Origin of the sequence: Bdellovibrio sp. BCCA (genome assembly GCF_037996825.1) — a bacterium.
Taxonomy (GTDB): domain Bacteria; phylum Bdellovibrionota; class Bdellovibrionia; order Bdellovibrionales; family Bdellovibrionaceae; genus Bdellovibrio.
This window is the reverse complement of record NZ_JBBNAC010000001.1, coordinates 217,264-243,984: the sequence shown is the minus strand read 5'-3', so window position 1 is coordinate 243,984 and position 26,721 is coordinate 217,264. Positions and strand designations below refer to the sequence as shown.

The window sequence follows — 26,721 nt, the reverse complement described above, 5'->3', positions numbered from 1 at the left end:
TTTGATAAGATTCAATGAATATTCTGTGCTTTCACAGTTAGACAGTGACCCTCATATTGTCCTCTGTTACAAACAAGATATTTACAGGACTTCAGAATGACATCCCGATTTGAAAATCTAATTCTCTATTCTATCTGCACATTGATCTGGGGTTCGACATGGTTGGTGATCACTTTTCAAATTGATTCCGCATCGCCTGTGACTTCGGTGTTCTGGAGATTTCTACTCGCTGCGGGAATTCTTTTCGCCTTTTGCTTTTTTAAAAAACAAAACCTCAAATACTCTCGCAGAGAACATTTTCTTTTTGCGGCTCAGGGAATTTTCATGTTCTCGGTCAATTACATGCTGACTTATATCGCCGAGACGATGATCAGCTCAGGCCTTGTGGCTTTAAGTTTCACCGCTTTGGTTTACTACAATATGTTTGGCATGCGGATCTTCTTTAAAAAACCCATCACAAAAAATGTGATCCTGGGTTCTTTATTGGGTGGCCTTGGAATTGTCTTTATCTTCCTGAATGAAATTTTGCATTTTGATCCAAGCTCGCAAACGATTGTGGGTCTTTGTGTCGGCTTCCTTGCGACGCTGTCCGCTTCCACTGGAAATATGGTGGCGCAAAAAAGTTATCAGTTACGAATTCCTGTTGTAGTTACAAATACTTTTGGAATGCTTTACGGAAGTCTGTTCACACTTATCATCGCGCTGATTCATGGTGATAATCTGGCGATTCCTCTGACTGGAAAATTCTTAGGAGCACTTTTATATTTGGCCTTGTTCGGATCTGTGATCGCTTTTGGCGCTTATCTGTCCTTGGCGGGAAAAATTGGCGCAGAAAAAGCGGCTTATACAAGTGTGATTTCTCCGGTCATTGCACTTGTTCTTTCAAGCTTCTTTGAGAATTTCAAATGGACGCCCTACATTCTTGTGGGCGTCCTGCTGTGTTTACTTGGTAATGTGCTGACTCTTACCAAACGGGCGGGTTGATCCCCGGAGGAAGGAAAAACACTCCCGTTTGATACATGATGGAAATCGTTTTTTCTGTTGTTTTTCTAAGATCACGTCCTTGTGGAGCGCCGTTGTCTACGATGATCATGCCGTCGTCACTTGCTGACGTATAAGTATGTCCCGGCGTTAAGCCTGATCCATTCATCAAAAACGCGCCGACAAGAGGACGATACAAAGTGGAATCCCACGCAACCCAACCTGCTTTGTAAAGAGCCATTGAGAAATTCACAACGGCAGCACTGTTGCTCCAAATAAGCGGATTGCCCTTCGTATTGTTAAAATCATCTGTCACACGATAACCCGCGCGTTGGTACGCCTGTCGCAAAAGTTCTGACTGAAATTCCGCACAAGGCACATTGGAAAAACCATGACGAACTGCCGTGCCTTGAGTCGCGATGGTCCACGCTCCCACTGTTGAGATCGTTCCTTTTTTCTCAAAATCGATAGAGGCTTGTGTGGCTTTGGTTTTATCCGTCATCAAATAAGATTTCGGAGTTTCCACTGTGCGATTCACGGCTTTTTTTAATTCATTGTAAATGCTTTGCCATTTTTCTTTTTCAGGGAGTGATAAAGAATTTGCATCGACACCTTTATTCAAACGAGGACCGAAACGCTTTGTCACTGAGGTTGTATACTTAAACTTCGGCTTTCCCGTCGGATTGTAGTATTTCAAAAAACCTGCACCGGGTACTGCTGCACTTACAACGGCAAAATTTCCCTCAGTTCCCTCAAGATTCCCCACAATAGAGGCAAAAATAAAAAGTCCACCTTGAGTTTGATTAAGACTTTCAATCTTACTTTGTGGAAATGAAGACTGATATTGCGAAGCCACCGAAATAATTTTTACAGGATATAAGAAGCCCGTACTGGATCTTTCCACAGCGCCGCTGGAATTACGAAAGTCCAAATGTTTAATTTCGTAATTGGAAGGAACTTCGATTTGTGTTCCTTCAGGAAGTTCGATCTTTGACTCTAAAATCCCTGCTTTTTCATAACGAACGGTCATAGCTTGACCTAGCAATAGCTTTTGCGTCGTCGGCGCTCCGGGAGTTTTTTCAGGTGAGGGAGTCGTGACCCCTGGAGTGGGTTCTACAACCGAAGCTGTTTCATCTCCCGACTCATCAAGGCTTGGCCAGTCGTTTGAGCGGGCACAAGCCATCAATCCCGTCAGTGAAAGAAACAAAATCATTCTTGTTACGTTTGTGGTTCCGACCATGGACGACCTCTCTTTCAAAAGGGTCTTCGGTCGGCTCACATTAGAAATTGAATGTTTTTAAGAATGTCCAAATCGTTTTCAGGACTTTTTTCTCGAATGAAAAACTAATTTATAAAAATCGTGGCCTCACTGTTTGTTTAGGCCAGTCGCATTCCGTCTGCTTTGCTTTTTTGAAATATTGATTGCCACCTTATAAAGCGACGAACGAACACCTTTGCCGTATCAAGTATCACTCATAAAAGGAGTTCATATGAAAGCACTTGCACGTTTTATCGTTGCACCCGTTTTGGCTCTCTCAGTTTCTTCCGCTCACGCTTCTGTTTTAAAAATGGAAAAGGGCCCGCGCAGCATTGAAGGAGTGAATATCTCCAAATCAGCCGTAGCCACTATTGAAAAAACAGAAACTCAACTTGGCACCGTCGGTGCTGGTCTGCGCTGGAAGAAAGTTCTTTTTTCTAAGGTCAAAGTTTATGTTGCCGAGCTTTTGGTGAGCAGCCCTCAACGCTTTGTTAAAAAAGGCAGCGAAGCTTTAAAATCATTGGATGACAGTGACGTTGTCGCCATTCGCATGACGTTCTTAAGAACCGTCGAAGCAGACAAAGTGCAAACGTCTTTCCGCGATGCACTTAGCGCCAACAAAGTGGATACGACAACTCCATCTATTAAAACATTCCTAGGCGCTGTCAGCAAAGGTGGCGACGCGGCTTCTGGTGGTCATCTCACTATTCTAGTGAAGAAACACTCCGATGGTTCAGAAACTTTGATTTATGAAGACACCGCTGGAAAACAAACAGTGCTTGTCGGTGAACGCGGTATGACCCAAAAGATTTTTTCAATCTGGTTGGGTATTCCTGCGGATGACGGTGTCGCCTCTTTGAAAAACGACCTTTTAACTCCTTAAGGAGACGCTGTGAATTCTTTAATTAAAGTATCCTTAGCTGGTATTTTATTACTTTCCTTAGCCGCCTGCGATTTGCAGGAGGCTTTGGATGGCACTAAAAAAGTTCCAGGCAAAATGGACGAAACCAATGCCAACATGAGAAAAATGTTGGATGAAATGAAGACAACAAACAAAGGGGTTCACGATCAATCTCTTTTAATTCCGTTAGAAAATCTTATTAAGGCAGAAAATCAGGATACTTTGGCTCCTGTGCCCTTTAAGCTGATGCCCTATGGAAAAAAATTTGCTGAAGCCGCCTCTGCAGAGGAGCTGATTGATTTAACTTATCTATGGCTTAAAGAAGTCGATGAAGCTTTGCCTAATAAAGACATCGATGAGGCCACCGGAGAAGAAGTTCCTTATACAAAAAAACAAATTCAGCGAATCAATACCCAAAAACTTGCCAAACTGACGGCCTTACAAGTGATCGCAGGTTTTGCTCCGCAAGAAGTCGTTCAGGAAATTATTCAACGAAATATTATCGGTGAAAAACTTGAGGGTGGTCGTCGCTTTGAGGAAACGGCGTATTCCTTTTTAATGTTAAGAACGATGTTCATCCGTGACGTTCTTTTAAAAGAATCTATTTTATCCACGTCCATCGACAACATAGGCAAACTTGAAGAAGCGATGAAGTACATTAAAAAAGTCGACAGTATCGCCCGCTTGCGTTTTGCCGATAAGATTCAATTTAAATCTCACGGTCTAATTGATTTTGAAGGAAGACAGCTTCCTGAAGACCAGCAGCCCCAGGAAAAGCTCAATCAAGATGTGGCCTTTAATTTATGGACATCAATTTATGAAAAAGCCCAGTCGCAAATGCGGATGGATGAGCGAAGCGTCGGAACTGACACCAACGATGACCAACGACTTTTAAATGAAGAAAAAAAGCGTCTACAATACGACTTGCAGTTGATTGAACAAAATCTTCAATACTGGAAAGGCCGTCAACCTTGACGGCCCACCATGGCTTTGAGTTCGGTCACAAGCCCTTGCATACCTTGAGAAAGCTCTGACATCTGATCGCTGGTTTGAGCGACCTCTTGAGCAACTTGCGCATTCTGCTGCGATGCTTGATCCAATTTATTCATGGCTTCACTGATAAGGCCCAACCCACGAGCTTGCTCTTGGCTGGCTCCTGCGATTTCGTTGTTAATTTCCAAAACTTTTTGTGCGGAAGAAAGAAATTTACCAAGAAGTGCGCCACTTTGATGAGCGACTTCGCCACCTTCGTGAATTCTCGAAACGCTTTCTTGAATCATTTTAGAAATATCTTTTGCAGAATCAGCACTTCGTTGGGCAAGGCTGCGAACGGCATCGGCAACAACAGCAAAGCCTTTTCCCTGCTCACCGGCACGAGCCGCTTCCACTGATGCATTTAAAGCAAGAAGATTTGTCTGAAAGGCGATATCGTCAATGACCTGAATCACCTCTTCGATTTTTGTCGCCGAGCTTTTTAAAGCATCCATGCTTTGAATCAACTTTTGCACAGATTCAGCACCCGCCTTAGAGGCTTCAAAACTTTCCGAAGATAATGTGGAAGCGTTTTTAGCATTTTCCGAATTAAGTTTCACCATGCTGGAAAGTTCTTCCAAGGAAGCCACCGTTTCTTGCAAAGATGCCGCCGACTCCGTCGCTCCGCTTGCGAGATTTTGGCTGGCTTTATTAAGATGGTGACTGGTCTCATCTAAAGAATGGCCCGTCTTTTCAATGCGATTTGAAAAAACCGACATGCGGCCTATCAAACTTGAGGTGATCCATGCTCCACCGAGCAAACAGAAAAGACCGCCTACTATAGTAATAATCAAGTTGATAGCACGGAAAGCTCCACCAGATTCGTGTGCGACTTCTGCGTCTTTCTCAATCAACTCTCCCAGATTTTCCATTTTTCCTTCAAGCACCTTGAAAGTATCGTTGAACTTCGGAAGTTCTGCTAAGGCGGTTTTATAGCCCTGAGCCGCCGCCAGATTCACAATTTTTCTTGTGTGCTCGATATATTGTTCCATCTGAGGTTTGGTTTCTAGAATCGCTTTTTTAGTTTCGGCATTTAATGGCAATGCTTCTAAAGCTGAAAGATACTTTTTAAATTCCTCTGATTTTTCTTCAGATTCTTTTTGAATGTTTTTTAGCTCAGACGCTTCACCACTTTCCGCTGAAAGCAAGGAAGCTAAAACCACAGAACGAAGTCCATCGTGCATCATATCTGCGAGAGTCATATTGCGAACAGCTGGCAGTTGCACGTTGGCGACGTTATCAAATTGTGTCATCAACCGCGTGGAATTAATAAAAGAAAGACTTCCAATGCCAATTAAGACAAGTAAAAATCCTCCGCATAAAAGCAGCAGTTGTTTTTTAATAGAAAGACTCATTCACCCGACCCTGTTACCAAAGTTTCGACTCTACTGAAAGATATAAAAAGACACCGCGTTCGTGTTCAGCAGCGGAAGGACCTACACCAAGAAGTGCGCCGATTCCGGGAACAATCTCCGTCTCTTGCCCGGCTTGAAAAGCCGTACGAATGCCGGGAACAACATAATAAGTCGCCTCTGTCGCCTTAGTGTCTTGTCCGGCAACGACCTCGTTATTATTCATTACGAATTCGCAGAGAAGATTTGTCTTTGGTGTGACATTGTAGACAACACTTGTTCCAAAGTTAAAACCAAAAAGGGAAGCCGTTTCTCCCAATTCATTCTTTGCATCTGGTGTGTATGTAAAACCAGCATTCCAATGATTGGTCCAGCGATCGTTAAGCGTGATGGAAACAGCATGATTAAACTGGAAGCCTGCCACGCCATTGCCGAACCCTTTTTTGTAATCTCCTGTAGGAAGGATGATTGAAAAACGCGGAGCCATAGAGATCATCTCTGTGTTTATCAATTGGTAACGGTAATTTAAAAGGACATCACCAAGCTGCGTTTTGTCGCCATCACCACCGACGGCACTCTTTTTTAAAACAGGAATGACGTAAGAAAATTGATGAGTCTCATCTGTGATAGGAATTTCGTTTGTGAACGAGTATCCCCATTCGTGTGCGGGATCAAGATACTGATAAGTCTGAATAAACTGCACAACACCGGGTTCCTGGTTGTATGCTTCCTCAATAAGAAAGGAATTATCCTTTACAACCTCGGCAGCATTCGCTTTCACCGTAAATCCACCCCACAACGCCAAAGCGACTGCATACAATAAAACGCGCATTCATTTCCCCTTTTCTTGAATAAGAAAAAGAACATTCTTTCCAAAATTATGAGGAAAATCTACGCTGAATAATTTAGACTGGTCTTTGTGCGTGAAGCTCGCCAGAACATCGATACCAAAGTCATTCCACCGAGGATGTAACAGTAATGGACTTCTCCGACCAGAGCCAAAGGAGACAGTTTCGCCATTTGGCTAGCCAGTAAAATCTGAGCACCATAAGGAATCAAACCTTGAATCACGCAAGAAAAAATATCCAAAAGACTCGCACTGCGTGGCGCGGGCACCTGTTCTGCTTTAGAAATTTCTTTAGCCAAGTCGCCAGTAATTAGAATAGCTACGGTGTTATTGGCGACGGCCAGATTCGCGATGCTCACTGAAAGAGCGATGCTAAATTCCGCCCATAGTTTTTCTAAACGCGCGCTTTGAAACTTCATCTTCTTAAAGAGCCCTCGCAAAATCGCAATACCGCCTTCGACTTTCATCATCTGCCCCAGGCCACCCATAAAAAGGGAAAGAAGAAAGATCTCTTGCATATCCTTAAAGCCTGCATAAATGTCCTGGGCCCATTGCAAAAGAGAATACCCTTCCGTCGCAAAAAGTCCCAAACCTCCGGCAAGAAGAATTCCCAGAACTAGGACCAAAAAGACATTTACTCCTAACAAGGCCAATATCAAAACCACGGCATAAGGCAGAGCCTTAAAAATTTCCATTTCCTTCACGGAAACCGCGTGGCCCGGAGCGAACAACAAAAAGAGAATCACCGCCGTTAGCAATGCCGCTGGTAAACTTAAACGAAAGTTCACGCGGAATTTATCCTTCATCGAACAACCTTGCGACCGTGTTGCCGCAATTGTCGTGTCAGAAATAAAAGAAAGATTATCGCCAAACATGGCACCGCCAATTAAAGCGCCGAATACAAGAGCTTTCTCCAAACCACCCGTTTCAGCGAGCCCTAAGGCAATCGGCCCCAACGCTGAAATCGTTCCCATGGATGTACCAATAGATGTCGAGATCAAAGCAGCTAATAAAAAGAATCCTGGTAACAAGAAATTTTCCGGCATGATTTTCATTCCCCAGAAAATCACCGCATCGACGCCACCAATTGCTTTTACAACACTTCCAAATGCACCCGCCAAAAGATAGATTAGACACATCGTAAGAATATTGTGATCAGCAAGTCCTTCCATGAACGTGTTCACCTTTTTATCAAAGGTTCCCTTCATTAAAAGAAAAGCTAATATGATCGCTGGAAGTGTTGCGACAGGAGAGGGCAGTTTGTAAAAAGCAAACTCTGCTCCTTGCAAGTGATAATAGATTCCGCTGCCAAGAAAAAAAGCGATGAACGTTAAAAGAGGAAGAAAGGCTCTCACTTAGAATTACTCCGTTCTCTTTATAAGATGATAACCAAACTTCGTACGTACAGGTTTTGCGGTCGTTTCACCGACCTTCAAAGAGAACGCAGCCTCTTCAAATGTCTCATCCATGCGACCTTCAGAGAATGTTCCCAGATCTCCTCCCACGGAGGAGGAGGGACAGCGAGAGTGTTTACGTGCTAATTCTTCAAAGCTTTTACCACTCTTTAAGGCTCGTAAAAGATCATCGGCTTCATATTGATGCTGCACCAATATATGACTGGCTCTGATTTTCACGTTTCCTCCGTATTTAATTTGACCCAGCGCTTTGCACTCCCGTAAGGTCGGAATGTGAAATTTTCTTTAATTTTTCTTTTTCTTTCCAGCATGGCCTTCGCCAAGCCCACTCCTGTCGACATCGGCGGGTATGAATTCCCTCCCTATGTCATCAGCAAGAACAACGGCTTTCAAGGTCTGACTTTGGATTTGATTCAGCTTTTAAATCAAAAACAATCAAGGTTTGAATTTCGATTTGTTCCCACTTCACCTTCAAGAAGATACCACGATATGAAAGAAGGGCGATACCAAATCATCGCCTTTGAATGCAAATCGTGGGGTTGGAATCCTGATCTTGTGACCTCAACAAAAATATTTCAAGAAGGTGGAGAGGTCTTCATCGCTCTGAATGAGCCCTCCCGCACCCAAGCTTATTTTAAAGATCTAAAAAGTAAAAAGATTCGAGGCATGCGCGGCTATCACTATGGATTTTTGGGTCTGTCCACCGGCCCCAAAGCTCTGAAAGAATTCAATTTAGAGCTTACCAATACTCAGGAAGGAAACATTCGCGCCGTACTGAACAAGCGTACGGACATCGCTATCGTCTCTAAGGAGTACTTGGATATTTATTTGAAAGAAAATCCACAAGATCAAAAGTTTTTGCTCATCTCAAAAAATTTCGACCAGATTTATCGGCTAGGTCTTCTTGTTTCAAACGGACAATCGACAATCAAAGTCGCAGACTTAAATAAGCTGATCGACGACATCGTAAAAGATGGATCGTGGGATGATATCTTAAAAAGAAAAGGCATTACCAACAAACGCCCTTAAGGAGTCCGACCTGTTAAAGCACATTCAATTCGATAGAAACTTCTTGTGAATTTTAGCATTCACGCCGTGAGAAAATTGCCTCACTAAGAGTTTAAGAGTCTGCTTTAACAATACTTTTTTAAGGAGATTCTCTATGAAAAGCACCCCCGTTCGCGATCAGGTCAAAGATCATTTGCTCACACCGAAAAATGCAGTCCTCGTCATCATCGATTACCAACCACCACAAATTATCACAACAGTTTCGATGGATCGCCAGACACTAATCGGCAACATGCGCGCCTTAATTAAAACAGCAAAGGCATTTGATGTTCCGATTGTTTTAAGCACTGTAAACACAACAAATGGCAGAAATCCTGACACCATTCCACAACTTAAAGAACTGCTTGCTGGAGTTCCCTCGATAGACAGAACTTCAATCAACGCTTGGGAAGATGAAGAATTTTATCAGGCGATCAAAGCCACCAAACGTAAGAAACTTATTATCGCCGCTCTTTGGACGGACGCTTGTTTGTTATTTCCAACAATGGATGCAATCAAAGAAGGCTACGAAGTATTTCCGGTCGTTGATTGCGTCGGTGCAAATTCCGCCGAGGGGCATCGAGCGGCTCTTCAACGCATGATTCACGCGGGAGCGCAACCGGTGGGCTGGAACTCTATCGCCTGCGAACTGCAACGCGATTGGGCCCGCCATGAAACTGTCACTGGTTTTATGGACGCCGTCAAAGAACAAGGTCACGGTTGGGGTTGGTTCACAACGGTCTCTCAAGAAATCGAGGAGTATCACAACTATAAAGGTGCTTCAGCGATGCAGGTTCACGGCACCCAACCGCCGCATTAAAAAAGGGCCTTACGGCCCTTATATTTTATGTCGATGTAAGATCAAACCGTGAGTGGGATCGTAGGGCGAAACTCCGACGCTCACCCGATCTCCTACAACAACCTTAATATTAAACTTTTTCATCTTTCCACACAAACGGGCCTTGATTAAGACCCCGTTAGGAAGAGTTATGGAGTAAACTCCTCCACCGGAAAGATCCACGACTTTTCCATCCGTGGTGACCAAATCGTCTTTAGCCATCATAATCCTTTGCTTAATTGATAATGAAATCGCCGATATTTAGTATGAACGGCGAGAGTTGAAACCACCGCTGCGACGATTGCCACCAGAACGGTTTTCTTGCGGTTTCGCTTCAGAGATATTCATCGCACGACCAGAAACTTCTGAACCGTTCAATTTTTGAATCGCTGTTTGCGCTTCTCCATCTGTAGACATTTCGATGAATGCAAAACCTTTACTGCGGCCTGTTTCTCTGTCTGTGATCACATTTGCGGAATCAACAGTACCAAACTCTGCAAAAAGATTTGCAAGCTGATTTGAATCAACTGTGTATGATAAATTTCCGACGTATAATTTCTTTCCCATATTTGCCTCCTTAAAAGCTTTCGGGGGCCATTCGCAGAAGACAAAAGAGAATCAATTGAATAATGAGAACGACGTGTAGGATCAGTAGACCTGATCCACGTCCTAATAGATATAACCAAATAATTTTATTTTTGATAAGCAGCCATCTCTACGTGGTTAGAGTTGAGATAGAATAAGGTCTTGCTCATTATCAAGTGTGAAGAAACAACAAAATGGTAGGGAGTGCGGAGGTTGAAATTGTTTAATGATTTCAATAGCCCTTTACTCCCATTCCGACCACTTCCTACACTGGCTTAAATTTGACTACCTTACCAGTGGTGACACCGTGTGTTTCCATATTATCAAGGACACTGGTTGAGTTCTTAATATCAATACCAGCCTTGCGCATATAGATCATCATGGTGTCCATATCCTTCCATCCGCCCATTGCCATAACTTTGCTAGGGGCTACCCCTTTACTCAGCAATAGCGTAGCCCAGGACGCTCGCAGATCATGAAAGCGAATCTGTGGTAAACCCAATGAAGCAAGAAGAAATCTTAGCTCACGGGCCTGATCGCCTTTGTCCCACTTATTTAATCTAGGCAGGACAAAATCACTCCCATCCGATTGTAGCCTTAGCTGTCTAAGCGTAGGCAACAATGGAGTGGGGATCTCGATAATACGATCATCACCGGACTTCGTGGACTTGTAGCCATTCTTGCTATTCCAAGCCACGTTCACTAAGATCTGTCGCTTATCAAGATTCACCTTGTCCCAGGTTAACGCGTAGATCTCTCCGTTTCTCATACCTGTGAACAGCGCTACTGCATAGTGTGGATACCACGGCCAGTTCAACTCTTGAGCTTTACGAAGTAGAAGAACAATCTGTTCCTCATTCAATACCGCGTGAATCTTATCAGCGATTTTGAATTTCAATAGCGGCGTGGGGTTCCTTACAAGAATCCCTTGCTCAAGTGCATATTGGAATACTCCGCGAACGCACTTGATAAAGAATTTCTTGTGAGCCTCAGCATTGTTGCCAAGCCTAGCATTCAGCAGTTTGTGAATCTCCTCGGTAGTAATTTCGTCAATATACTTTTCTCCCCATGTGGGCAGCGTATGACAACGCAGTACTTTCTCTCGATTATATATCGTCGAGTTCATTAGTCCTGACAGCTTCATACTCTCAAAGTATTGAGTGAGAAAGGTACCCCAAGTAGGCATAACCTTCTCTTTGATTTTATCATTTACCGATACGATCAACTCAGCTTGAATACGTTTTGCTTCAGCCAGAGTCTTGACGTTAATTCTCTTTAGACCAACTGGTTTGCGTGTAATCGGATGTCGTTTTGCATAGCTGACAATATAAAGATCTGTCTTGGGATCTTTCTTAATACCCATTGAGTACTCCTCTCTTGTTAGAAAGGAGCAACTGATTCAACTGACTCCGTGAATATCGGTTCGATCTCCCTAACTTTACATAGGGTACCCTTCCGTTACTGGCCATATTCCTGAGTGTGCCCTCAGAGATACGGAGATAGTCAGCAGCCTCTTTACTTGTCAGCCACTCAGCCTCTTCAGTTTTCAAAGAACTTTCACTCTCTAGCGAGGGAGAGTTTTTAGGTCTGCCTAAATGCTGGAACTTCTGATCGTTGTCAACAGATGAGATGACGACTTTTTTAATTGAGAACTTTTTCGCATCATCAGAATCTGAAGCGATGTTCCCCTGTCGCACAACTGCACAGGGGCTATTCTCTCTTTTATATTTTCTTTCTTTTCTCTGATTCAATTTTACCCGAGGAGTAATAAAGGGTTGTGCAGCCTGTGCCATTACCACGCCCCTCCCTCTGTTCCTCCGAAGCTTTCAAGACTGAGCCCACTCCATACGCGCTCGCGCCTTTTATCTCGCATTACCTTTGGCTGATCGGATTTGATAGCTTTTGGAAATGCTTTACGGATCGCCGCTGCAAATGCGGCACTAGTTACCACTGGGTGTCCGTTGAATTTTGAGTAAGAAGTATAGTTAGAGTAGAGTGTCGTCGCACCGACTTCACCTTTTGCATTCTCAGTCAGGTGCTCTTCGATGAAAGAAGATACATGATCTGATTCCTGACGGAAGCCTGCCTTAAATTCAGAGGCACATTTTGGTTCAACAAAGTACCCACGTCCCATGAGTCTTTGCAATCCAGCGATAGCCCAATTCAAAATACCAGCAAGCTCCTCTGATCTTTCCCAGTACTCTACGCGTGACAGGTTTTTATTCTGCTTCGACTCATCAAGGATCTGTACTTGCATTGGGATGACAATCATACGGCGCCACAATCCATCAGATCGGTCATAGAATGTTGGCAGCGTGTTCGTTGCAAAGGTGAGACGCGCGGTTGGCTTCTGCTCCACGCCATCCTTTCCTTTGCGTTCAACATTCATCAGCGATCCACTGACAAATTGTTTGAGAGTTGCTTCCACTCCCTTTAGCTGACCCATCTCATCGACAACATTCGCAAGCTTTCCAATGGTTACGGCGATTGGAAATGTTCTTGTAGCTGTGAAGTTCTCAAGAGGAATCGCAGATACGTTCTGCTTACCAATCAACGCAGTCAACACACTCAAGACGACCGTCTTGCCATTAGCACCTTCACCAAGAAGAACAAGAAACTTTCCTTGGCTCGTATCGTGAATCAGATTGTAGCCGAACCACTCCTGTAGGAAGTCTCTTGTATCTTTATCCGGAAGGATTTCACTAAGAGTCTTTAGGAATGAATTGCATTCAGCATTGGGCTCATAGCAGTAGGGCAGCGCAACTTGCGAGAAGTAACGGGGGTCATGGGGCAACTGCTCAACTTTCCAGGCATTCGATTCGTCAAGGTTCAATACGCAGTTCTTTAGGAAGATAAGATTCTTCTTTTTGTTGGGCTCAAGAATGTCTGCTCCCGCCTCAATATTCGGAGACAAATGACCGAGGCCTGTCAAACCAGTCACGGCTTCGTCAACCCAAGGGAGACGGAACTTATCACTGTAAACACTAGTAGTAAGGAATGATACAACCCTAGCTCTTAGATCACTCATCTTAATTTGTTGATACTTTGATCCATCATAAATAAAGAATTCGCCACGCCAGAAGCGGATATGATCCGGCGTCAAATTCTCATGCTGAATGAATAGACTACTCAATTCTGAAACTGAGGGCTTCTTATCATTCTGATTTAGGAAGTACGGCTGGAACATTTTCTTCTTATGAACCTCTTCCTCACGCGCAATCATTCCATCAACTTCAGACTCTGATAGACCCGAACGTAGACAGTAGTCCTCGAGAGCTCCTGCAATTACTGATCTCTTCATGCCGAATGCAAGCCCCTCCCTCACCAGGTTGAGTGCAGTATTGTTTCTGCCACCCATGGGGTTAGCGCTACCTTCATCCGTAGGTAGATCTTTTGCCCAGCTTTTAAACTTGCGATCAGTGATACTTGCCACGCCCTGAGAGCTCTTAGATTTGGCAGATCCGTCATATTGATCAACGACATGGAAGGCTTGTTTGATTTGCTCCGTTGTGTAAACCAAGTCAGTCCTTGCAAAGATGCTAACTGGCTTGGGGTTACTTGGATCTTTAACATGAGCAAACCCAGGGACGCGCATCAAACGTGCTGGATCTTTTACTGTTGGATCTGTTTCTAAAGATTTGGCAATGGCTGATTGAATCTTCGTGAACTCATCGACTTGCATATCATTCACAAGGAAGTAGCCGTGGCCGCCACGTCCAGACTTCACTTGAAAAGTTGGGGCGAGTGGTGGCTCCACAGTATTCTCACTATCGTTGTCGAAGAATACCGCACGAATTGCTTTTACATTTTCATTCTTTCTATCCCCATCACACTCATTGACCGCCATGAAAATATCAAACCCGTCTCTATTCCAGGCAACTAGAGACTGATAAGCTTCTTCGATAGAACCAACAATCGTTTTGATTTGAGGTTTTGCCATCGAAGATTTCTTAATAGCGGTGAAGATATTCTTTGATCGTACAGAGCCAGTTAGCAAACTGACAAATGACCATACCTCATTCTGGTCGATTGGAAATGTATTGGGTTTCTTTGTGACTGCTTGTCGTTGCAAGCGAGAAGTGACTTTGGAGTTCAACTTCTTTTTCATTTGAGAGCCTTTCGGACACAGCAATGCCCGGCGCGTAAAACTATATACGCAAATTAAAAAGTTAAAACAACGTCGCTACGAAATGCAGCGAACGATGAGATCAACTCACGCCTCGAATTTTATTGAATCATAGATCTAGCAGCTCGCCTCATGGCTCTCGGCTAACGCTTCCCTGCACTTAGAATCTCGGCTCTCGCCTAATGTATCACGCCTCTTTTTATGACTGGAACTGTAAGAAGATTTCTTACCCAGCGAGGAGAACAGTTTCCTGCTACCCTGCGATCTTTTTATTGTTGCTCTGACAATCGGTCAATCTGGAATTTGAGGCGTGAGGTTCGCTTCTCGCTAAGTGACTGAAGTGATTTGATAATTTTATTTTGTGTTCTTTTACGCGTCGTCCATGTCTATAGCTATACCTATACGCGCCTATAGACATAGGGAAGGTAAGTCTATAGGGGCCTGCTTCTGGTATTGCGAATTGAAAATTACTACTTAGAAATTTCTTTCTGAATTTCTTCGTACCTTTTCTTTAGTAGCGGCTGATATGAGGAGCTGACGTGAGCTTCCTTAAGAACTGTTTTAATGTCCGTATTCAAGAATTTAGCCAAAGCTTTAGAGTTCTGCTTCTTCATTATCGTAGAGATGTCTACTTGCTTCTTATTGCTAAGGCCTTCACAAGTTTCGGATACGGCAAAAGCATTCGCATGAGATCTCAAAGTCGATGAATAGAGCGAGTGAATAATAATCAAAAACCCATCAATTGATAGAGTCTTCTTTTTTACTGCGCCCTCAAGACTCTCCGCCACTTGAGCAGAAAGAACTCCTTCGGTTGCGGCGGAGTCACACGCAAGAACTATAGTACTCATAAGATCATCATCAATATCTATACCAACGGCAGATGACCGAATGGGAAAGAATGCCACAGTTTCTAGGCAGCTTAAAAAGTCTTTATTGTCTGCGTGAGACTTGTATATCGAGAGAGCTAAGTCTCTTCCCACATCAACGTCTTTTCCAGACGAGTTAGCTGCATTTGCAGTGAATGCCGATACCAAAATGATTGCTGTCGTAAGTATAAGATTTTTCATATTAGACATCTCGGTATAGATGTCATTAGCTTGAGTCTAGTTTAGATTTAATGGCTATATTTAATAGCCTGTATGTCGATTAAATTAACCGTCTAAGTTCCATAAACTTTCTATTGGGGGCGTTTATGGATCAGAACAAATACCTAGTATGGTTTGGAAACAACATCAAGCGATTGCGAAAAGCCTCCGGCTTAACCCAAGAAGAGCTATCGGAAAAGATGGGGATAACTGCGCAGTACCTTTCTTATGTCGAAAGCGGTTCACGCAGCCCTTCCTTTGAAGTAATCACCGCAGTCTCCGATGTTCTGAACGTTTCTCCAGCCGATCTATTTGAGGAAAATACTGGCACTGGAAAGCATAAAGAAGTTGCTGCTCAGCTATCACAAATGATCCGCCCTCTATCCAAAGATGATCAGGATCGAATCATTAAGATCGTGTCTCAATGTGTGAGAATAAATAAGGGTAAGAAATCCTAAATCGAATTGGAATCAGCAGTAGACACCACAATCTCAAGTAGTGGGCCTTGCTGCCTTGAAGGTTTCTCTTCTGGTGCGGCGATACCAGCACACCATTTATATGCATCAAGTTTGATGCGGGCCTTACGAGCACTCTCGTTGGGTTCTATAGCTCCAGCAATCTCAAGGACCTTCTCGAGATAGTATTCGGCTCTATCTTTATAGGCTTGTTCTAGGTCATCTTTAAAACGAGGCTGCTCGTTACGCCAGCGGCAAACAACACTATATGAAGGAAAGCCCTCCTGCTTACAAATAGCAGAGAGTGATTCTCCTTCCATAATCTTTTGGCAAATTAGATCCGCGATGATCTGCGAGAAAGGCCAATCACTACGACGCTTATCCCCAAAAATGTTGTCGGGGTTAATGCCTTTTTGAACCCAAACTAAGTCACCATTCGGACTGCGCACCTGGTGCACTTCATATGGAAATTGATTAATAAGCCGCCCCTCTGCTTCGCCCATAACTAGTTAATATCAGGAAAATTGCTCGCGTAAATTACGCGCCGGATCACCTAGACAGGAGTCTAAAAAAACAACACATATTGTTGTTTGCTCAAATTAGATTTAATTTATTTGAATCACTGTGTGTCTCATTATCAGACAGTAAGAAATCCCTTTTAGAAATAAATATAGGGTTTACGGCGCAAAGTCCAAGTGTTAAAGTTCAATATTGCACTTTTAAGCCTAAGGGGTTAATTTGAGTTCTGGTGTTGATTGGAAACCTATATTTGATCAGTGGACCCCATCAGGTGGGGCGCAAGAGATCACAGATAAGGATCTAATCAAAGACCTAATTGAGCTGATGAACTATTGCGTATGCAATGGTGGAGACTCATTGGTAGCACCGATGAGTGCACGGGCGATGTCTTGCTTTAGTAAAGATAAAACGGGCAAGTGGGACGTGCTGCAAACTGCGGCTGATCAGCTCAAAGAACATGGACGAGCATGGAAGACTCATTTGGAACAGACCCAGAACCTTACGGTCGAGTACCCTGTGGTCATTAAAGATGTTGCTCATGTAAGATACTTCAAAGTGCAGATAAAGGATGGCGCCACTTTGTTAAAACAACCTAAGAACGTCAAGCACGTTGCAGTTAACTATCATGAAGCTACACAAACAATAGAGGTAAAGTATGTCTAAGTGCCCAATGTGTGGTTCCGCTGTTGAGGTCCGATCTGAAAAATACGATAGCTATACGACGGATACTTCTGGCAACCAAATTGTCTTAGATGTGAATGTTAATCACTGCGTGAATACTGAGTGTGCACACTCGTGGATTCCTTACGCTGAAGAACAGCGTGTTAGCAATCTAGTCGCGTCTCTCTCGAGACATCGCTTGAATGCCAAACTAATTGAAAATATTCGCACTGCTTTAGATTTCCCAACGAGATCAAGCGCTGCTCATTTTTTGAATGTAAATGAAAAAGCTTTTACGAAGTGGGAAAAGGGTTACTCACCAATTAGTGATGCCTATGATCTTCTTCTAAGACTTTCAATTTTTAGCAGACAAAATTATGAGTTTATTCAGAAATTGCACGAGAAGAAATTCAAGTTTGAAGTAGAAGACTATGAGCTTCTCTGCGATAAATTTGGACTGGAGTGGAGATATAGACAACCCACTATTACGAACACCCGAAACTTTCCAGATCATAGCACAACTGCACACACCAAAGAATTTCAACCCATCAAGAAGCTTATTGGCGGCGGAAGTAATGAGACTACTCTGCCCCAAGCGGGTTCTGACTACGCACTGGCAGCATAATGACAAATAACAGTTTCACTCTACAAAGATTATATTTTCCTCGAATTGAGGGCATCTATATAAAAGATCCCGGAAAAGATGCTGAGTATAATCAGGCTTTCCGCATCGCACTTGTAGTTGAATCCGATAATAAAATTAAATTGCTGTTTGGAATGTCGATCTCCTCTCATTTAAAAGAAGGAGATTCTCCTCTTGCTGGCTGTGTAATTGAAATTATGGCAGATATTGATTTATCTAATCCCTTGGTAAATCCACTTACTGATCTTAATCAAGTTCCTCTGCTGCCAAATATGCTTGCCTTGCTTTACCCATTCATTAGAGAAAAAGTTAATTACTATTTTTCTAATAATCATATGCTACTACTACTTCCGCCAGTTAACACTTATGAGATCATTAAAGATCTAGTTTCTACTGGTGGACCTGCACTAGAAATCCTTGATAAACGATCCGCAAAGTAATATCAGAAATTTTTATCCCGGTTAGAAAAGGGACCTTTAAAAACGGGTCCCATATTTGAAAGTTTTTGGGGGGTGTACCCCCTCCCGAAACAAAAAGAAGACCCCCGGGGGGTCACTTTTTTTCGACGCCACACTCACACATCAGACATCCTGTTAGAATTTTAAAAATCCAACAGCGCTTACTAACACACTTCTTACAACTCGAATTATTTCCGATGATGTCGAATGATTTGGCCGAGTGGCTGCAAGTATACGTTGCTCCTACTAAATTATTGTTTTGATTTTTCTTTTGATTGATTCGCTTCAGATCGAATTTAGTACAGCGGAAAATGGTAGGGGGCGAGGGACTTGAACCCCCGATCCCAGTGTTATGAGCACCGTGCTTTAACCAACTAAGCTAGCCCCCCACTACCGAGAGGCTTTAAGGTATCAAACATAGCGAACACGATCAACCGCGGAGTGGCGGATCAAAACTTCGTATACGAACAAGCTAAAGCAAACCGACCTGTTTGTCCTGCAATTCCCAAGTAAACTCCATTTTTAGCTTTAGAATCCAAATCCAGTCGCACAAGAGAGCCGCCATCATAGCAAGTCAATTCGAAGTGAGCACGTCCTACAAACGAAGAAGCCCGAGTGCGATACCATTGTGTCGTGCACGCAACATCACGGATCGTGATCATACGGTGCTGAAGACCGTTTCCTGTCGTCGCCCAAAACTCTTCCGTATAATTGATAAGTAACGGCTCATCAGGCGTCGTGCGTTCTGCCCTTAAGTAAACAGTCGCGACCGTGTCGTTGCCTGTGTACTGAACCAAGTCAGGGGTTTTTTCGGCAGAACATTCAACGGATTTAATAACTTTATCGGCAGCATCAATAGCGAAAGCGGAGTGAGACAAAAGCAAAGCAGCCGTGAAGAAAACTGATTTCATTTTTAACCTCCAGTTTTAAAATTGGAGGAATCATACAGGAAAATTTCAGAATGATTTGTCAGGATTGAAAGTGATGAAAAGATTCTAATAAAAAAGGGACTTTCCGAAGAAAGTCCCTTTCAAAAAGCTTAAATCAGCTCACTTGGAGAGCACTAGCTATCAACAAACGCCTTAAGTTTGTTGCTGCGAGAAGGATGACGAAGCTTACGAAGAGCTTTCGCCTCGATCTGACGGATACGTTCACGAGTCACGTTGAAGTCTTGTCCCACCTCTTCAAGAGTATGGTCAGATTCTTCACCGATACCGAAACGCATACGAAGAACTTTTTCTTCTCTTGGAGTCAATGTCGAAAGAACACGGCGAGTTTGTTCTGCCAAGTTCAGGTTCACAATCGCTTCTGCAGGATTGATAACCTTTTTGTCTTCGATAAAGTCCCCTAAGTGCGAATCTTCTTCTTCACCCACTGGAGTTTCCAAAGAGATTGGCTCTTTTGCGATTTTCAAAACTTTACGAACTTTATCAACTGGCATGTCCATTTTATCTGCGATCTCTTCAGGGGTCGGCTCACGGCCTAGTTCCTGGATCAGATAGCGAGATGTACGAACAAGCTTGTTAATAGTCTCGATCATGTGAACAGGGATACGAATTGTACGAGCTTGGTCGGCAATCGCGCGAGTGATCGCTTGACGGATCCACCATGTCGCATAAGTCGAGAACTTGTAACCACGACGGTATTCGAACTTATCAACGGCTTTCATCAAACCGATGTTACCTTCCTGGATCAAATCCAAGAATTGAAGACCGCGGTTTGTGTACTTCTTCGCGATAGAAACAACGAGACGCAAGTTCGCTTCAACGAGTTCTGACTTCGCTGCATCGGCTTCGCGCTCACCTTTCCAAATCGCTGTGTAAGTTTCCTTAACCCAGTTGTGGTTCATCTCTGTTTCAGAATCAAGACGGCCGATACGTTTCTCAGCCTCTTGAGCTTGCAATACGTAGGATTTGAATTTTTGGTAATTCAAACCCGTATCGCGAGTCATTCTTGTTAATTCTTTTTCGTTCGCATCGATCAGCTTCATACGCTCTGTCATTGCAGCAACGTCTTTAGAGAACGTACGCTCCACACCGTCTTTGATACGACGACGAAGAGTTCCGATACGGTTCACCAAGTTTTTGAACTTGATCACGATACGATTGATTGTCTTACGGTTGAAATTCACAGACTCGAAGTTCGCCATGAGCTTGTCGTTCATCGCAACAAGTTCTTTCATAGCCGCTTGACGAGCTGGAGTATTCGTTTCTTCTTTACGAAGAACCAAGAAATGTTTCTCAGCCGCTTTTTGGTACTCAGTCACTTTACCGATAAGTTCATGAATCTTATCGATGTATTCCTTCTCATCGTATTGAGTATCTTCGTCCTCAAGACCACGGAAGATCGATTTAACTTTGATACGTCCTTCATCAAGACGCTTACCAAGTTGAATGATCTCGTATGTTCCTAGTGGAGACAAAAGGATCGCACGAACGATTTCGCGCTCCCCTTTTTCGATACGACGAGCGATCTCAACTTCACCCTCACGAGTAAGAAGTGACACGCTTCCCATTTTACGCAAGTAAAGACGAACAGGGTCGTTGCCCTTAACGTCTTCGCTTTCTGCTTTTTCTTCATCATCTACTTCTTCGTCTTCAGAATCCGGGCTTTCAAGGAAAGATCCTTCGCCCTCTTCTTCTTTCGAAGTTTCAGACAAGTCTGAAATTACTACACCACCACCCTCAAGCGCGTGCATGAATGCATCGAGCACTGAAGGAGCGATAATTTCAGGTGGAAGAAGGTCGTTGATTTCTTCAATCGTCAACGCGCCTTTTTCCTTTGCAAGCTTCAGAAACCGTTGAATTTCTTCTTTAATCAACGTTTCTTGTTCCTGCAAAGAAAGAACCTTTACTGGCTCTTTCTCTTGTTTGTTTGGTAGGTTCGGTTTCATCAATACCCCGCCTTTTACCCTTTATTCAGAGAGATTCGATTTCTCTGAATATTCATAATCTGTTCCAACTTTTCCGAACTAGGTTCGTTTTTAAGATCTCTCGCCAATTGCTTTGCTTGCTCTCTTAGGAAGTTTTCTTTCACGCGCTTAAAGCAATCACGCAAGAGCTTCGTCTCTGCCTCTTCGTCGAACCCTGGTTCAGCCTCGGGAGTGGGCCCAACTTGAAATAGATATTCAGGCTGATCAACGTAAGAGACAAGCAGACTGGTCAATTTATCAAACTTATTAAGATCTTGTCTATACACATCCGTCGCCTTTTCAAGGATCTTTTTCACTCCCTCATGCGCAACGTTCTCAATCAATTTTTCACTCTCAAAATGCTCGAAATTGGCACGACTTTTGAGTACCAATCCTAATAGCAGAATCTCTGCTTTAGAGGCTCCTTTGAGGCTGATTTTGCCTCCCTCTACAGGTTGTGACACCGCTTCGGGGGCTTTTTGGTTAGCCGGAGCACTTGGCTGCACCGTTCTAGTCATTGCAGGGCGATTTTGTGAATATACAGGGCCACTGCTTTGCAAGCCCACAGCTTGACGCAGCCAGGGAAGAGTTACGCCCATCTTCTGCGCAGATTCCGCCAAATACAAGTCCCGTAATCGCAAATCCGGAATAGTCTCAAATAACGGTTTCAATTTATCAGCAAGCTTCACTTTTTCTGAAGCTTCGCCACGATAACCTTCCATCCATCGAGCTAAAATCATCACGAACAAATCTGGAGCACGCTCAAGTTCCACTTTCAAAGCGTCAGCTCCGTATTTTTTCACATAATCATCAGGGTCCATGTTGTTCGGAAGAGTCAAACCCTTCGGATACAAGTCCGCCGCAAGCAAGATCGGCAAACTTCTTTCCGCCGCTTCCATTCCCGCAGAGTCGCCGTCAAATAGCGCCACTACGTTCTTCGTCATACGCTTCAGCATTTTCCCGTGATCTGGAGTCAAAGCGGTTCCCATGGTCGCCACCACGTTGCGGATGCCAGCCTGGTACAAAGAAACTAGGTCCATGTAGCCTTCAACAATCAAAGCCATATCGTCACTACGGATGTAACGAGCTGTTTGTGACAATCCGTAGAGCACTTTTCCCTTAATAAAGACCGGAGTCTCAGGGGAATTTAGATATTTCGGCTCATTTTCTTTTTTCTCAAGGTAGCGCCCCCCAAATGCGATGGGTTCTCCCATTGGAGAAAAAATCGGAAACATGAGGCGGTCACGGAAAATATCAAAGTAGCCGGACTTATTGTTGCGAGCCTTTACTAAGCGCGCTTCTTCAGCCAAAGCCATAGGCACTTGTTTGCCGCCAAGATATTTTTCTAAGCCATCCCATTCCGCCACCGCGTAACCCACTCCGAAAGTTTCAATAACTTCGTCAGAAAGGCCACGGCTAGCGATGTATTTACGAACAGGATGATCGTGAGGAACACGTTTAAGTTGCTCTGAAAAATAATGAGCAGCGAGCTTATTTACTTTTAACAACAACTTCTTTTTGTCAGCAGCCTGATCACGGGCCTCGTCTTCTTTTTCGGGAGCTGGCATCGGAATGCTGGCGCGATTTGCAAGATATTCGACAGCCTCAGGAAAGCCCATGCCCTGATAATCGCGAAGAAACGAAAAAACGTTTCCGCTTTTGTGGCAACCAAAGCAGTGATAGACCTGCTTTGTCTCCGAAACCGAGAATGACGCTGTTTTTTCAACGTGATCGGGAAACGGACAGCGGCCCATAAGGCCGCTACCACTTTGTTTTAGCTGCGTGTATTGAGAGATAATATCGACAAGGTTATTGGCCTCGGAAACTCTCTCGATAAAGTCTTGGCTAAATCTCATGCACCTTCCAACAAATTAGTTCAGGAAAAAGGTACCAGGTACCTTTTTCGACTACGCGAGCTTTGATTTGATAACTTCGCTTACTACTTTGTTGTCTGCGGCGCCGCCAGATTTTGCGATGACTTCTTTCATCACAGGACCCATGTCCTTCACTGTCTTAGCACCCAATGCTGCAATCACTTGAGTTACGAGAGCTTCGATTTGTTCACGGCTCATTTGCGCTGGCAAATAAACTTCAAGAACTTTCAATTCCGCAGTCTCTTGATCAACAAGATCTTGGCGACCTGCTTGAGAGAATTGCTCGATAGATTCTTTTCTTTGTTTAACTAATTTTTTGATAACGCCCAACACTTCATCAGGAGTGATTGGATCGGGACGCATATCGATTTCGCGGTTTTTGATCGCAGCTTGGAGCATACGAAGAGCTCCCAATTTTGCGGAGTCTTTTGCGATCATCGCGGCTTTAACATCCGCAGCGAGTTTATCTCTGATTTCCATTAAGGACCTCCATGGTTGCTTCACATGTTGAAGCGTAGATAGAACAGAGGCGACACTAGGTCGCCTCCTTGAAAAAACCAATGTCCACTAAAGGAATTAGTCGTTCCAACCTTTTCTAGATTTCTTAACAGCGCGTTTACGAGCCGCTAGAGATTTCTTTTTAAGTCTTACAGAAGGCTTTTCAAAGTGTTCACGTTTTTTAACTTCAGAAAGAATACCTGCTTTTTCGCAAGATTTTTTAAATTTTCTGAATGCAGATTCGAAAGACTCACCGTCTTTGATCTTTACCATTGCCACGACAATCACCTGCCCTTCTGATGTGGAAATAAGAACCAGAGTGTATAACAAAGCAGCATAAAAGGGGCAAGCCTTGGGGTCCTGACGCGATGAATTATTATTCTCCATGTGCTTTTTTTATTGGCACTGTCCTCAAGGAATGGGAAAAATTCATCGAGGGGTGTTTATGAGATTTCTTATCTGTCTGATATTATTAGGCTTATCATTAACTGCCAAAGCAAGTCCCAGCGAAGATTTCTTTATCTTAAAGCCCGGAGAACTGAAGTTTATTCGCACTCCTGGGCAGCAGTTCTCCCCGATGACTCAAACAACCTGCCGCGATCGCATCCGTCAGATCATGTGTTTGGTAAAATCCACTCAAAATCCTGTGGGCACCCGCCAATGTCTTCCTGGCAGCGAGTCCTTTGCGGACCCGGTTGAAAAAATCTATGACATTCTTCCTGAAAAAATCCAAAAAGCCTTCTGCGGTTTAGACGTAATTTATGTCGAAGAAGACATGGAGGCTTTGGCTTACGCAGGTATTGTTCGCCAAGAACCGACAAAAGGTGTTGTCGGTTCTTTCATGGGAATTCGCAAAATTCTTTTAGAGCAAGCTTACGATGCGACCTCTGTTTTCGGTTGGAAAGAACAAAAAGCGTTCGGCATCAAAGCCGCTCCCTTTATTCACATGCCAGAAGGTCCCCGCGTTGAAGTCGCACTGCCAGGATCTTTATCTGCTCTTCAATACGTGATGATTCATGAGTTCGGTCACATCATTGATTTTAGCAATAAAGCCAACGACTTTGTTTGTCCCGCTGGAGAAACGTGCAAGCTTGAAACCGGTGATATGGCTGAATATCAAAAACTTGTTCCGGTGCCAAATTCTTGGGGTGCTTTAAGTTGGAAAAATGCGGTGACTCCGAAAGACGGCTATCACTTTCCTCTTTGGGATAGTTTGTGTTTTTACGGTTGTAACAAAAGTTTATCTGTTGCCGACGTTGAGCAATTCTATCAAGAGCTTGCACCTACAAACTTCGTAACGACTTACGCAGCCGTGTCTCCTTTTGAGGACTTTGCAGAGAGTTTTACTTTCCACGTACTTAGCCTGCAAGGTGATTGGAGTTATCAAATTCAAACTCCGCAAACGGCATATTCGCTCGATCAAAAGTGGAAGAACACCTGGGATAAAAAATCTTGGATGGAAAGTTTCTACAACCAAGATCTGCGATACCCAACACCTTCAAATTAGTTTATAAAAGATCCAAATACGAGGAGTTAAGCCTTTAATGGAACTTTTAACGAACCCGCAACTTTGGATCGCCTTCTTTACACTTTTCGCCCTAGAACTAGTTCTGGGGATCGACAATATTATTTTTATTTCGATCCTCGCTGGAAAACTTCCTAAAGAACAACAAGACAAGGCTCGCATCACGGGCTTGGGCCTTGCTGTCGGAACGCGCATTCTTTTGCTTCTTTCTTTATCTTGGATTATTGGCCTGACGGCTCCGCTTTTTGCTGTGTTTGGCCAAGAAATTTCCGGACGTGATTTGATTCTTCTTTTGGGTGGTCTTTTCTTGATCGTGAAAAGTACGATGGAGATCAATCACAAGTTGGAAGGTGTTGAAGGAAGTCAGTCAGGCCATGTCGCCGCTTCTTTTAATGCGGTGATTGTGCAGATTCTTTTGCTTGATATCGTATTTTCTTTAGATTCTGTGATCACAGCTGTTGGCATGGTGAGCGAACTTTCTGTGATGATCGCAGCAGTTATCGCTTCAACACTTGTGATGATGTTTGCGGCAAAACCAATTAGTAATTTTGTGGATGCCCATCCGTCTTTGAAAATTCTTGCATTGAGTTTCCTATTGATGATCGGTTTCACATTGATCGTCGAATCTTTGGAAGTTCATATTCCAAAAGGATATGTGTACTTCGCCATGGCATTTTCCGTGGGTGTTGAAATGCTCAATATTCGTATGCGCAAGAAGCAACCAAAAGAGCCTGTTAAACTTCGTGAAAGAATCGCTGAGGAAAAATAGTGAATTCTTCCTCTGAAGACATCAAATGGATGAAAAAGGCGTTAAGCCTTGCCAAGAAAGCCGCAGAGAAAGGCGAAGTGCCTATTGCGGCTTTGCTTGTCGGTCCTGAGGGGTTGATTTCGTGGGCGATTAATACGCGCGAAAGACAACAAACTCCTTTAGGACATGCAGAACTTTTTGCTCTTCATAAAGCTTCTCAAAAAAAACAAAGCTGGCGTCTTAGTGAATGCACTTTGTACGTGACGTTAGAGCCTTGTGTGATGTGCGCGGGTGCTATTCAACAAGCTCGTCTTAAACGAGTGGTCTATGGCGCTTCTGATCCTAAGGGTGGTGCTGTTGAAAGTCTTTATGAGATCTTAAATGACTCTCGTTTGAATCATCAGGTGGAAGTGACTTCAGGAGTTTTAGCTTCTGAATGTGCGGATCTTCTTCAAGGTTTTTTTCAAGAGCGTCGTGATGAAAAGAAAACGGAAAAAGCGCAAAAAATTTTCCGTGATCGCTCGTCAGTGATTGTTGTTCATAAAAATAAAATTCTCGGCTTTCATGCGGTTGATCCGACTTCACAGGAAAAATATTTTTTTGTTCCTGGTGGTGCGATTGAAGTTGGTGAAACTTCTGTGCAGTCCGCAGCCCGTGAATGCTTAGAGGAAACCGGATATAAAGTTCGTATTCTTAAAGAAACTGCTTTTGAGCGCAAATATGACTTTCTTTGGAATGGGAATATTCACGCCTGTCGCACGGTTTTTTACGTCGGCATTTTAGATCAGGAATGGACTCCGCCTCATAAAGTCGACGATGCTGATTACCACAAAGGAGTGGAGTGGATTGACGTTAAACGCGTTCCTGAGGTGTTTGCGTATAATAAAGACATCCTTTGGGCTGTACAGAAGCTCGTTAAAACGGCCTTAAAGAAATCGGTCTTGCGCTAATCTTGGGGGGCTG

General features: G+C 43.6%; 29 protein-coding genes and 1 tRNA gene. 12 read left to right on the top strand and 18 right to left on the bottom strand.

Annotated elements, in window-relative coordinates; all coding sequences use genetic code 11:
- Positions 1 to 96: 96 nt before the first annotated feature.
- Positions 97 to 984: a DMT family transporter gene (locus tag AAAA78_RS01230; protein WP_340589919.1), complete on the top strand. Its 888-nt coding sequence runs from the start codon at positions 97 to 99 to the stop codon at positions 982 to 984.
- On the opposite strand, the gene AAAA78_RS01225 is transcribed toward AAAA78_RS01230, so the two are convergent.
- Positions 965 to 2,221, bottom strand: a complete 1,257-nt coding sequence (locus tag AAAA78_RS01225; RefSeq protein ID WP_340589918.1) for a hypothetical protein — start codon at positions 2,219 to 2,221, stop codon at positions 965 to 967. The two genes, AAAA78_RS01230 and AAAA78_RS01225, sit on opposite strands and share 20 nt — an antisense overlap.
- Positions 2,222 to 2,471: 250 nt before the next feature.
- On the opposite strand from AAAA78_RS01225, the gene AAAA78_RS01220 reads away from it, so the two are divergent.
- Positions 2,472 to 3,122: a chalcone isomerase family protein gene (locus AAAA78_RS01220; RefSeq protein ID WP_340589917.1), complete on the top strand. Its 651-nt coding sequence runs from the start codon at positions 2,472 to 2,474 to the stop codon at positions 3,120 to 3,122.
- Positions 3,123 to 3,131: 9 nt separating this feature from the next.
- Positions 3,132 to 4,115 (top strand): hypothetical protein, encoded by a 984-nt coding sequence (locus tag AAAA78_RS01215; protein ID WP_340589916.1) that lies wholly within the window; start codon positions 3,132 to 3,134, stop codon positions 4,113 to 4,115.
- Here AAAA78_RS01215 and AAAA78_RS01210 read toward each other — a convergent pair.
- The 4 genes from AAAA78_RS01210 to AAAA78_RS01195 are packed head-to-tail and all read right to left on the bottom strand — an operon-like array spanning position 4,106 to position 8,005.
- Positions 4,106 to 5,527 (bottom strand): HAMP domain-containing methyl-accepting chemotaxis protein, encoded by a 1,422-nt coding sequence (locus AAAA78_RS01210; protein ID WP_340589915.1) that lies wholly within the window; start codon positions 5,525 to 5,527, stop codon positions 4,106 to 4,108. The genes AAAA78_RS01215 and AAAA78_RS01210 overlap by 10 nt on opposite strands.
- Before the next feature lie 13 nt (positions 5,528 to 5,540).
- Positions 5,541 to 6,356 (bottom strand): transporter, encoded by an 816-nt coding sequence (locus tag AAAA78_RS01205; protein ID WP_340589914.1) that lies wholly within the window; start codon positions 6,354 to 6,356, stop codon positions 5,541 to 5,543.
- Positions 6,357 to 6,415: 59 nt separating this feature from the next.
- The gene (locus tag AAAA78_RS01200; protein ID WP_340589913.1) at positions 6,416 to 7,726 is read right to left on the bottom strand and encodes a Na+/H+ antiporter NhaC family protein; all 1,311 of its coding nucleotides are present in this window, start codon (positions 7,724 to 7,726) and stop codon (positions 6,416 to 6,418) included.
- Between the two features lie 6 nt (positions 7,727 to 7,732).
- Positions 7,733 to 8,005: a peptidylprolyl isomerase gene (locus AAAA78_RS01195; RefSeq protein ID WP_340589912.1), complete on the bottom strand. Its 273-nt coding sequence runs from the start codon at positions 8,003 to 8,005 to the stop codon at positions 7,733 to 7,735.
- 54 nt (positions 8,006 to 8,059) lie between these two features.
- Here AAAA78_RS01195 and AAAA78_RS01190 point away from each other — a divergent pair, with 54 nt between their 5' ends.
- Positions 8,060 to 8,815 (top strand): substrate-binding periplasmic protein, encoded by a 756-nt coding sequence (locus tag AAAA78_RS01190; protein WP_340589911.1) that lies wholly within the window; start codon positions 8,060 to 8,062, stop codon positions 8,813 to 8,815.
- A gap of 133 nt (positions 8,816 to 8,948) precedes the next feature.
- On the top strand, positions 8,949 to 9,653 hold the full coding sequence (locus tag AAAA78_RS01185) for a hydrolase (RefSeq protein ID WP_340589910.1): 705 nt from the start codon (positions 8,949 to 8,951) through the stop codon (positions 9,651 to 9,653).
- Between the two features lie 18 nt (positions 9,654 to 9,671).
- Here the strand turns inward: AAAA78_RS01185 and infA are convergent, their stop codons facing one another.
- The 6 genes from infA to AAAA78_RS01155 all read right to left on the bottom strand — a co-directional run bounded on the left by infA (position 9,672) and on the right by AAAA78_RS01155 (position 15,449).
- Positions 9,672 to 9,896, bottom strand: coding sequence for a translation initiation factor IF-1 (gene infA, locus AAAA78_RS01180; RefSeq protein ID WP_340589909.1), 225 nt, complete (start codon positions 9,894 to 9,896; stop codon positions 9,672 to 9,674).
- Between the two features lie 36 nt (positions 9,897 to 9,932).
- On the bottom strand, positions 9,933 to 10,238 hold the full coding sequence (locus tag AAAA78_RS01175; RefSeq protein ID WP_340589908.1) for an RNA recognition motif domain-containing protein: 306 nt from the start codon (positions 10,236 to 10,238) through the stop codon (positions 9,933 to 9,935).
- 283 nt (positions 10,239 to 10,521) lie between these two features.
- On the bottom strand, positions 10,522 to 11,619 hold the full coding sequence (locus AAAA78_RS01170; protein ID WP_340589907.1) for a tyrosine-type recombinase/integrase: 1,098 nt from the start codon (positions 11,617 to 11,619) through the stop codon (positions 10,522 to 10,524).
- Positions 11,609 to 12,049: a helix-turn-helix domain-containing protein gene (locus AAAA78_RS01165; RefSeq protein WP_340589906.1), complete on the bottom strand. Its 441-nt coding sequence runs from the start codon at positions 12,047 to 12,049 to the stop codon at positions 11,609 to 11,611. The genes AAAA78_RS01170 and AAAA78_RS01165 overlap by 11 nt, the downstream gene beginning before the upstream one ends.
- Positions 12,049 to 14,364, bottom strand: a complete 2,316-nt coding sequence (locus AAAA78_RS01160) for a DNA primase family protein (protein ID WP_340589905.1) — start codon at positions 14,362 to 14,364, stop codon at positions 12,049 to 12,051. Before AAAA78_RS01160 ends, AAAA78_RS01165 begins: the two co-directional genes overlap by 1 nt.
- Positions 14,365 to 14,852: 488 nt before the next feature.
- A complete protein-coding gene (locus AAAA78_RS01155; RefSeq protein WP_340589904.1) occupies positions 14,853 to 15,449 on the bottom strand; it encodes a hypothetical protein in 597 nt (198 codons plus the stop codon).
- A gap of 125 nt (positions 15,450 to 15,574) precedes the next feature.
- Here AAAA78_RS01155 and AAAA78_RS01150 point away from each other — a divergent pair, with 125 nt between their 5' ends.
- Positions 15,575 to 15,925 (top strand): helix-turn-helix domain-containing protein, encoded by a 351-nt coding sequence (locus AAAA78_RS01150; protein ID WP_340589903.1) that lies wholly within the window; start codon positions 15,575 to 15,577, stop codon positions 15,923 to 15,925.
- Here AAAA78_RS01150 and AAAA78_RS01145 read toward each other — a convergent pair.
- A complete protein-coding gene (locus AAAA78_RS01145; protein ID WP_340589902.1) occupies positions 15,922 to 16,425 on the bottom strand; it encodes a terminase small subunit-like protein in 504 nt (167 codons plus the stop codon). The genes AAAA78_RS01150 and AAAA78_RS01145 overlap by 4 nt on opposite strands.
- A gap of 235 nt (positions 16,426 to 16,660) precedes the next feature.
- On the opposite strand from AAAA78_RS01145, the gene AAAA78_RS01140 reads away from it, so the two are divergent.
- The 3 genes from AAAA78_RS01140 to AAAA78_RS01130 are packed head-to-tail and all read left to right on the top strand — an operon-like array spanning position 16,661 to position 18,184.
- Entirely contained in the window at positions 16,661 to 17,104 is a 444-nt protein-coding gene (locus AAAA78_RS01140; protein WP_340589901.1) for a hypothetical protein, read from the top strand.
- Positions 17,097 to 17,726 (top strand): type II toxin-antitoxin system MqsA family antitoxin, encoded by a 630-nt coding sequence (locus tag AAAA78_RS01135; protein ID WP_340589900.1) that lies wholly within the window; start codon positions 17,097 to 17,099, stop codon positions 17,724 to 17,726. Before AAAA78_RS01140 ends, AAAA78_RS01135 begins: the two co-directional genes overlap by 8 nt.
- Complete coding sequence (locus AAAA78_RS01130) at positions 17,726 to 18,184, top strand: hypothetical protein (RefSeq protein WP_340589899.1); 459 nt, start codon at positions 17,726 to 17,728, stop codon at positions 18,182 to 18,184. The genes AAAA78_RS01135 and AAAA78_RS01130 overlap by 1 nt, the downstream gene beginning before the upstream one ends.
- Positions 18,185 to 18,514: 330 nt before the next feature.
- Here AAAA78_RS01130 and AAAA78_RS01125 read toward each other — a convergent pair.
- The 6 genes from AAAA78_RS01125 to rpsU all read right to left on the bottom strand — a co-directional run bounded on the left by AAAA78_RS01125 (position 18,515) and on the right by rpsU (position 23,758).
- Positions 18,515 to 18,591, bottom strand: a tRNA-Met gene (locus AAAA78_RS01125).
- A gap of 60 nt (positions 18,592 to 18,651) precedes the next feature.
- Positions 18,652 to 19,113, bottom strand: coding sequence for a hypothetical protein (locus tag AAAA78_RS01120; protein ID WP_340589898.1), 462 nt, complete (start codon positions 19,111 to 19,113; stop codon positions 18,652 to 18,654).
- Between the two features lie 152 nt (positions 19,114 to 19,265).
- Positions 19,266 to 21,095: an RNA polymerase sigma factor RpoD gene (gene rpoD / locus AAAA78_RS01115; protein WP_340589897.1), complete on the bottom strand. Its 1,830-nt coding sequence runs from the start codon at positions 21,093 to 21,095 to the stop codon at positions 19,266 to 19,268.
- Positions 21,096 to 21,109: 14 nt separating this feature from the next.
- Positions 21,110 to 22,969, bottom strand: coding sequence for a DNA primase (gene dnaG / locus AAAA78_RS01110; RefSeq protein ID WP_340589896.1), 1,860 nt, complete (start codon positions 22,967 to 22,969; stop codon positions 21,110 to 21,112).
- Between the two features lie 51 nt (positions 22,970 to 23,020).
- Positions 23,021 to 23,467, bottom strand: a complete 447-nt coding sequence (locus AAAA78_RS01105; RefSeq protein WP_295898900.1) for a GatB/YqeY domain-containing protein — start codon at positions 23,465 to 23,467, stop codon at positions 23,021 to 23,023.
- A gap of 96 nt (positions 23,468 to 23,563) precedes the next feature.
- Complete coding sequence (rpsU, locus tag AAAA78_RS01100) at positions 23,564 to 23,758, bottom strand: 30S ribosomal protein S21 (RefSeq protein WP_041872727.1); 195 nt, start codon at positions 23,756 to 23,758, stop codon at positions 23,564 to 23,566.
- A 172-nt stretch (positions 23,759 to 23,930) separates the two neighbouring features.
- Here rpsU and AAAA78_RS01095 point away from each other — a divergent pair, with 172 nt between their 5' ends.
- From AAAA78_RS01095 to tadA, 3 genes are read left to right on the top strand one after another with little or no spacing between them, the layout of a single operon-like run.
- A complete protein-coding gene (locus AAAA78_RS01095) occupies positions 23,931 to 24,992 on the top strand; it encodes a hypothetical protein (protein ID WP_340589895.1) in 1,062 nt (353 codons plus the stop codon).
- 37 nt (positions 24,993 to 25,029) lie between these two features.
- Positions 25,030 to 25,779, top strand: a complete 750-nt coding sequence (locus tag AAAA78_RS01090) for a TerC family protein (RefSeq protein ID WP_340589894.1) — start codon at positions 25,030 to 25,032, stop codon at positions 25,777 to 25,779.
- Entirely contained in the window at positions 25,779 to 26,708 is a 930-nt protein-coding gene (tadA, locus tag AAAA78_RS01085) for a tRNA adenosine(34) deaminase TadA (RefSeq protein WP_340589893.1), read from the top strand. The genes AAAA78_RS01090 and tadA overlap by 1 nt, the downstream gene beginning before the upstream one ends.
- Positions 26,709 to 26,721 lie beyond the last annotated feature (13 nt).

Bases quoted from the DNA above. Each gene is read 5' to 3' on its own strand.
- AAAA78_RS01090 (WP_340589894.1), top strand. From the start codon at position 25,030: ATGGAACTTTTAACGAACCCGCAACTTTGGATCGCCTTCTTTACACTT.
- AAAA78_RS01120 (WP_340589898.1), bottom strand. From the start codon at position 19,113: ATGAAATCAGTTTTCTTCACGGCTGCTTTGCTTTTGTCTCACTCCGCT.
- AAAA78_RS01165 (WP_340589906.1), bottom strand. From the start codon at position 12,049: ATGGCACAGGCTGCACAACCCTTTATTACTCCTCGGGTAAAATTGAAT.
- AAAA78_RS01170 (WP_340589907.1), bottom strand. From the start codon at position 11,619: ATGGGTATTAAGAAAGATCCCAAGACAGATCTTTATATTGTCAGCTAT.
- AAAA78_RS01175 (WP_340589908.1), bottom strand. From the start codon at position 10,238: ATGGGAAAGAAATTATACGTCGGAAATTTATCATACACAGTTGATTCA.
- AAAA78_RS01185 (WP_340589910.1), top strand. From the start codon at position 8,949: ATGAAAAGCACCCCCGTTCGCGATCAGGTCAAAGATCATTTGCTCACA.
- dnaG (WP_340589896.1), bottom strand. From the start codon at position 22,969: ATGAGATTTAGCCAAGACTTTATCGAGAGAGTTTCCGAGGCCAATAAC.
- AAAA78_RS01220 (WP_340589917.1), top strand. From the start codon at position 2,472: ATGAAAGCACTTGCACGTTTTATCGTTGCACCCGTTTTGGCTCTCTCA.
- AAAA78_RS01135 (WP_340589900.1), top strand. From the start codon at position 17,097: ATGTCTAAGTGCCCAATGTGTGGTTCCGCTGTTGAGGTCCGATCTGAA.
- AAAA78_RS01225 (WP_340589918.1), bottom strand. From the start codon at position 2,221: ATGGTCGGAACCACAAACGTAACAAGAATGATTTTGTTTCTTTCACTG.
- rpoD (WP_340589897.1), bottom strand. From the start codon at position 21,095: ATGAAACCGAACCTACCAAACAAACAAGAGAAAGAGCCAGTAAAGGTT.
- AAAA78_RS01160 (WP_340589905.1), bottom strand. From the start codon at position 14,364: ATGAAAAAGAAGTTGAACTCCAAAGTCACTTCTCGCTTGCAACGACAA.
- AAAA78_RS01145 (WP_340589902.1), bottom strand. From the start codon at position 16,425: ATGGGCGAAGCAGAGGGGCGGCTTATTAATCAATTTCCATATGAAGTG.
- AAAA78_RS01155 (WP_340589904.1), bottom strand. From the start codon at position 15,449: ATGAAAAATCTTATACTTACGACAGCAATCATTTTGGTATCGGCATTC.
- rpsU (WP_041872727.1), bottom strand. From the start codon at position 23,758: ATGGTAAAGATCAAAGACGGTGAGTCTTTCGAATCTGCATTCAGAAAA.
- AAAA78_RS01210 (WP_340589915.1), bottom strand. From the start codon at position 5,527: ATGAGTCTTTCTATTAAAAAACAACTGCTGCTTTTATGCGGAGGATTT.
- AAAA78_RS01230 (WP_340589919.1), top strand. From the start codon at position 97: ATGACATCCCGATTTGAAAATCTAATTCTCTATTCTATCTGCACATTG.
- AAAA78_RS01095 (WP_340589895.1), top strand. From the start codon at position 23,931: ATGAGATTTCTTATCTGTCTGATATTATTAGGCTTATCATTAACTGCC.
- AAAA78_RS01205 (WP_340589914.1), bottom strand. From the start codon at position 6,356: ATGCGCGTTTTATTGTATGCAGTCGCTTTGGCGTTGTGGGGTGGATTT.
- AAAA78_RS01150 (WP_340589903.1), top strand. From the start codon at position 15,575: ATGGATCAGAACAAATACCTAGTATGGTTTGGAAACAACATCAAGCGA.
- AAAA78_RS01105 (WP_295898900.1), bottom strand. From the start codon at position 23,467: ATGGAAATCAGAGATAAACTCGCTGCGGATGTTAAAGCCGCGATGATC.
- AAAA78_RS01130 (WP_340589899.1), top strand. From the start codon at position 17,726: ATGACAAATAACAGTTTCACTCTACAAAGATTATATTTTCCTCGAATT.
- infA (WP_340589909.1), bottom strand. From the start codon at position 9,896: ATGATGGCTAAAGACGATTTGGTCACCACGGATGGAAAAGTCGTGGAT.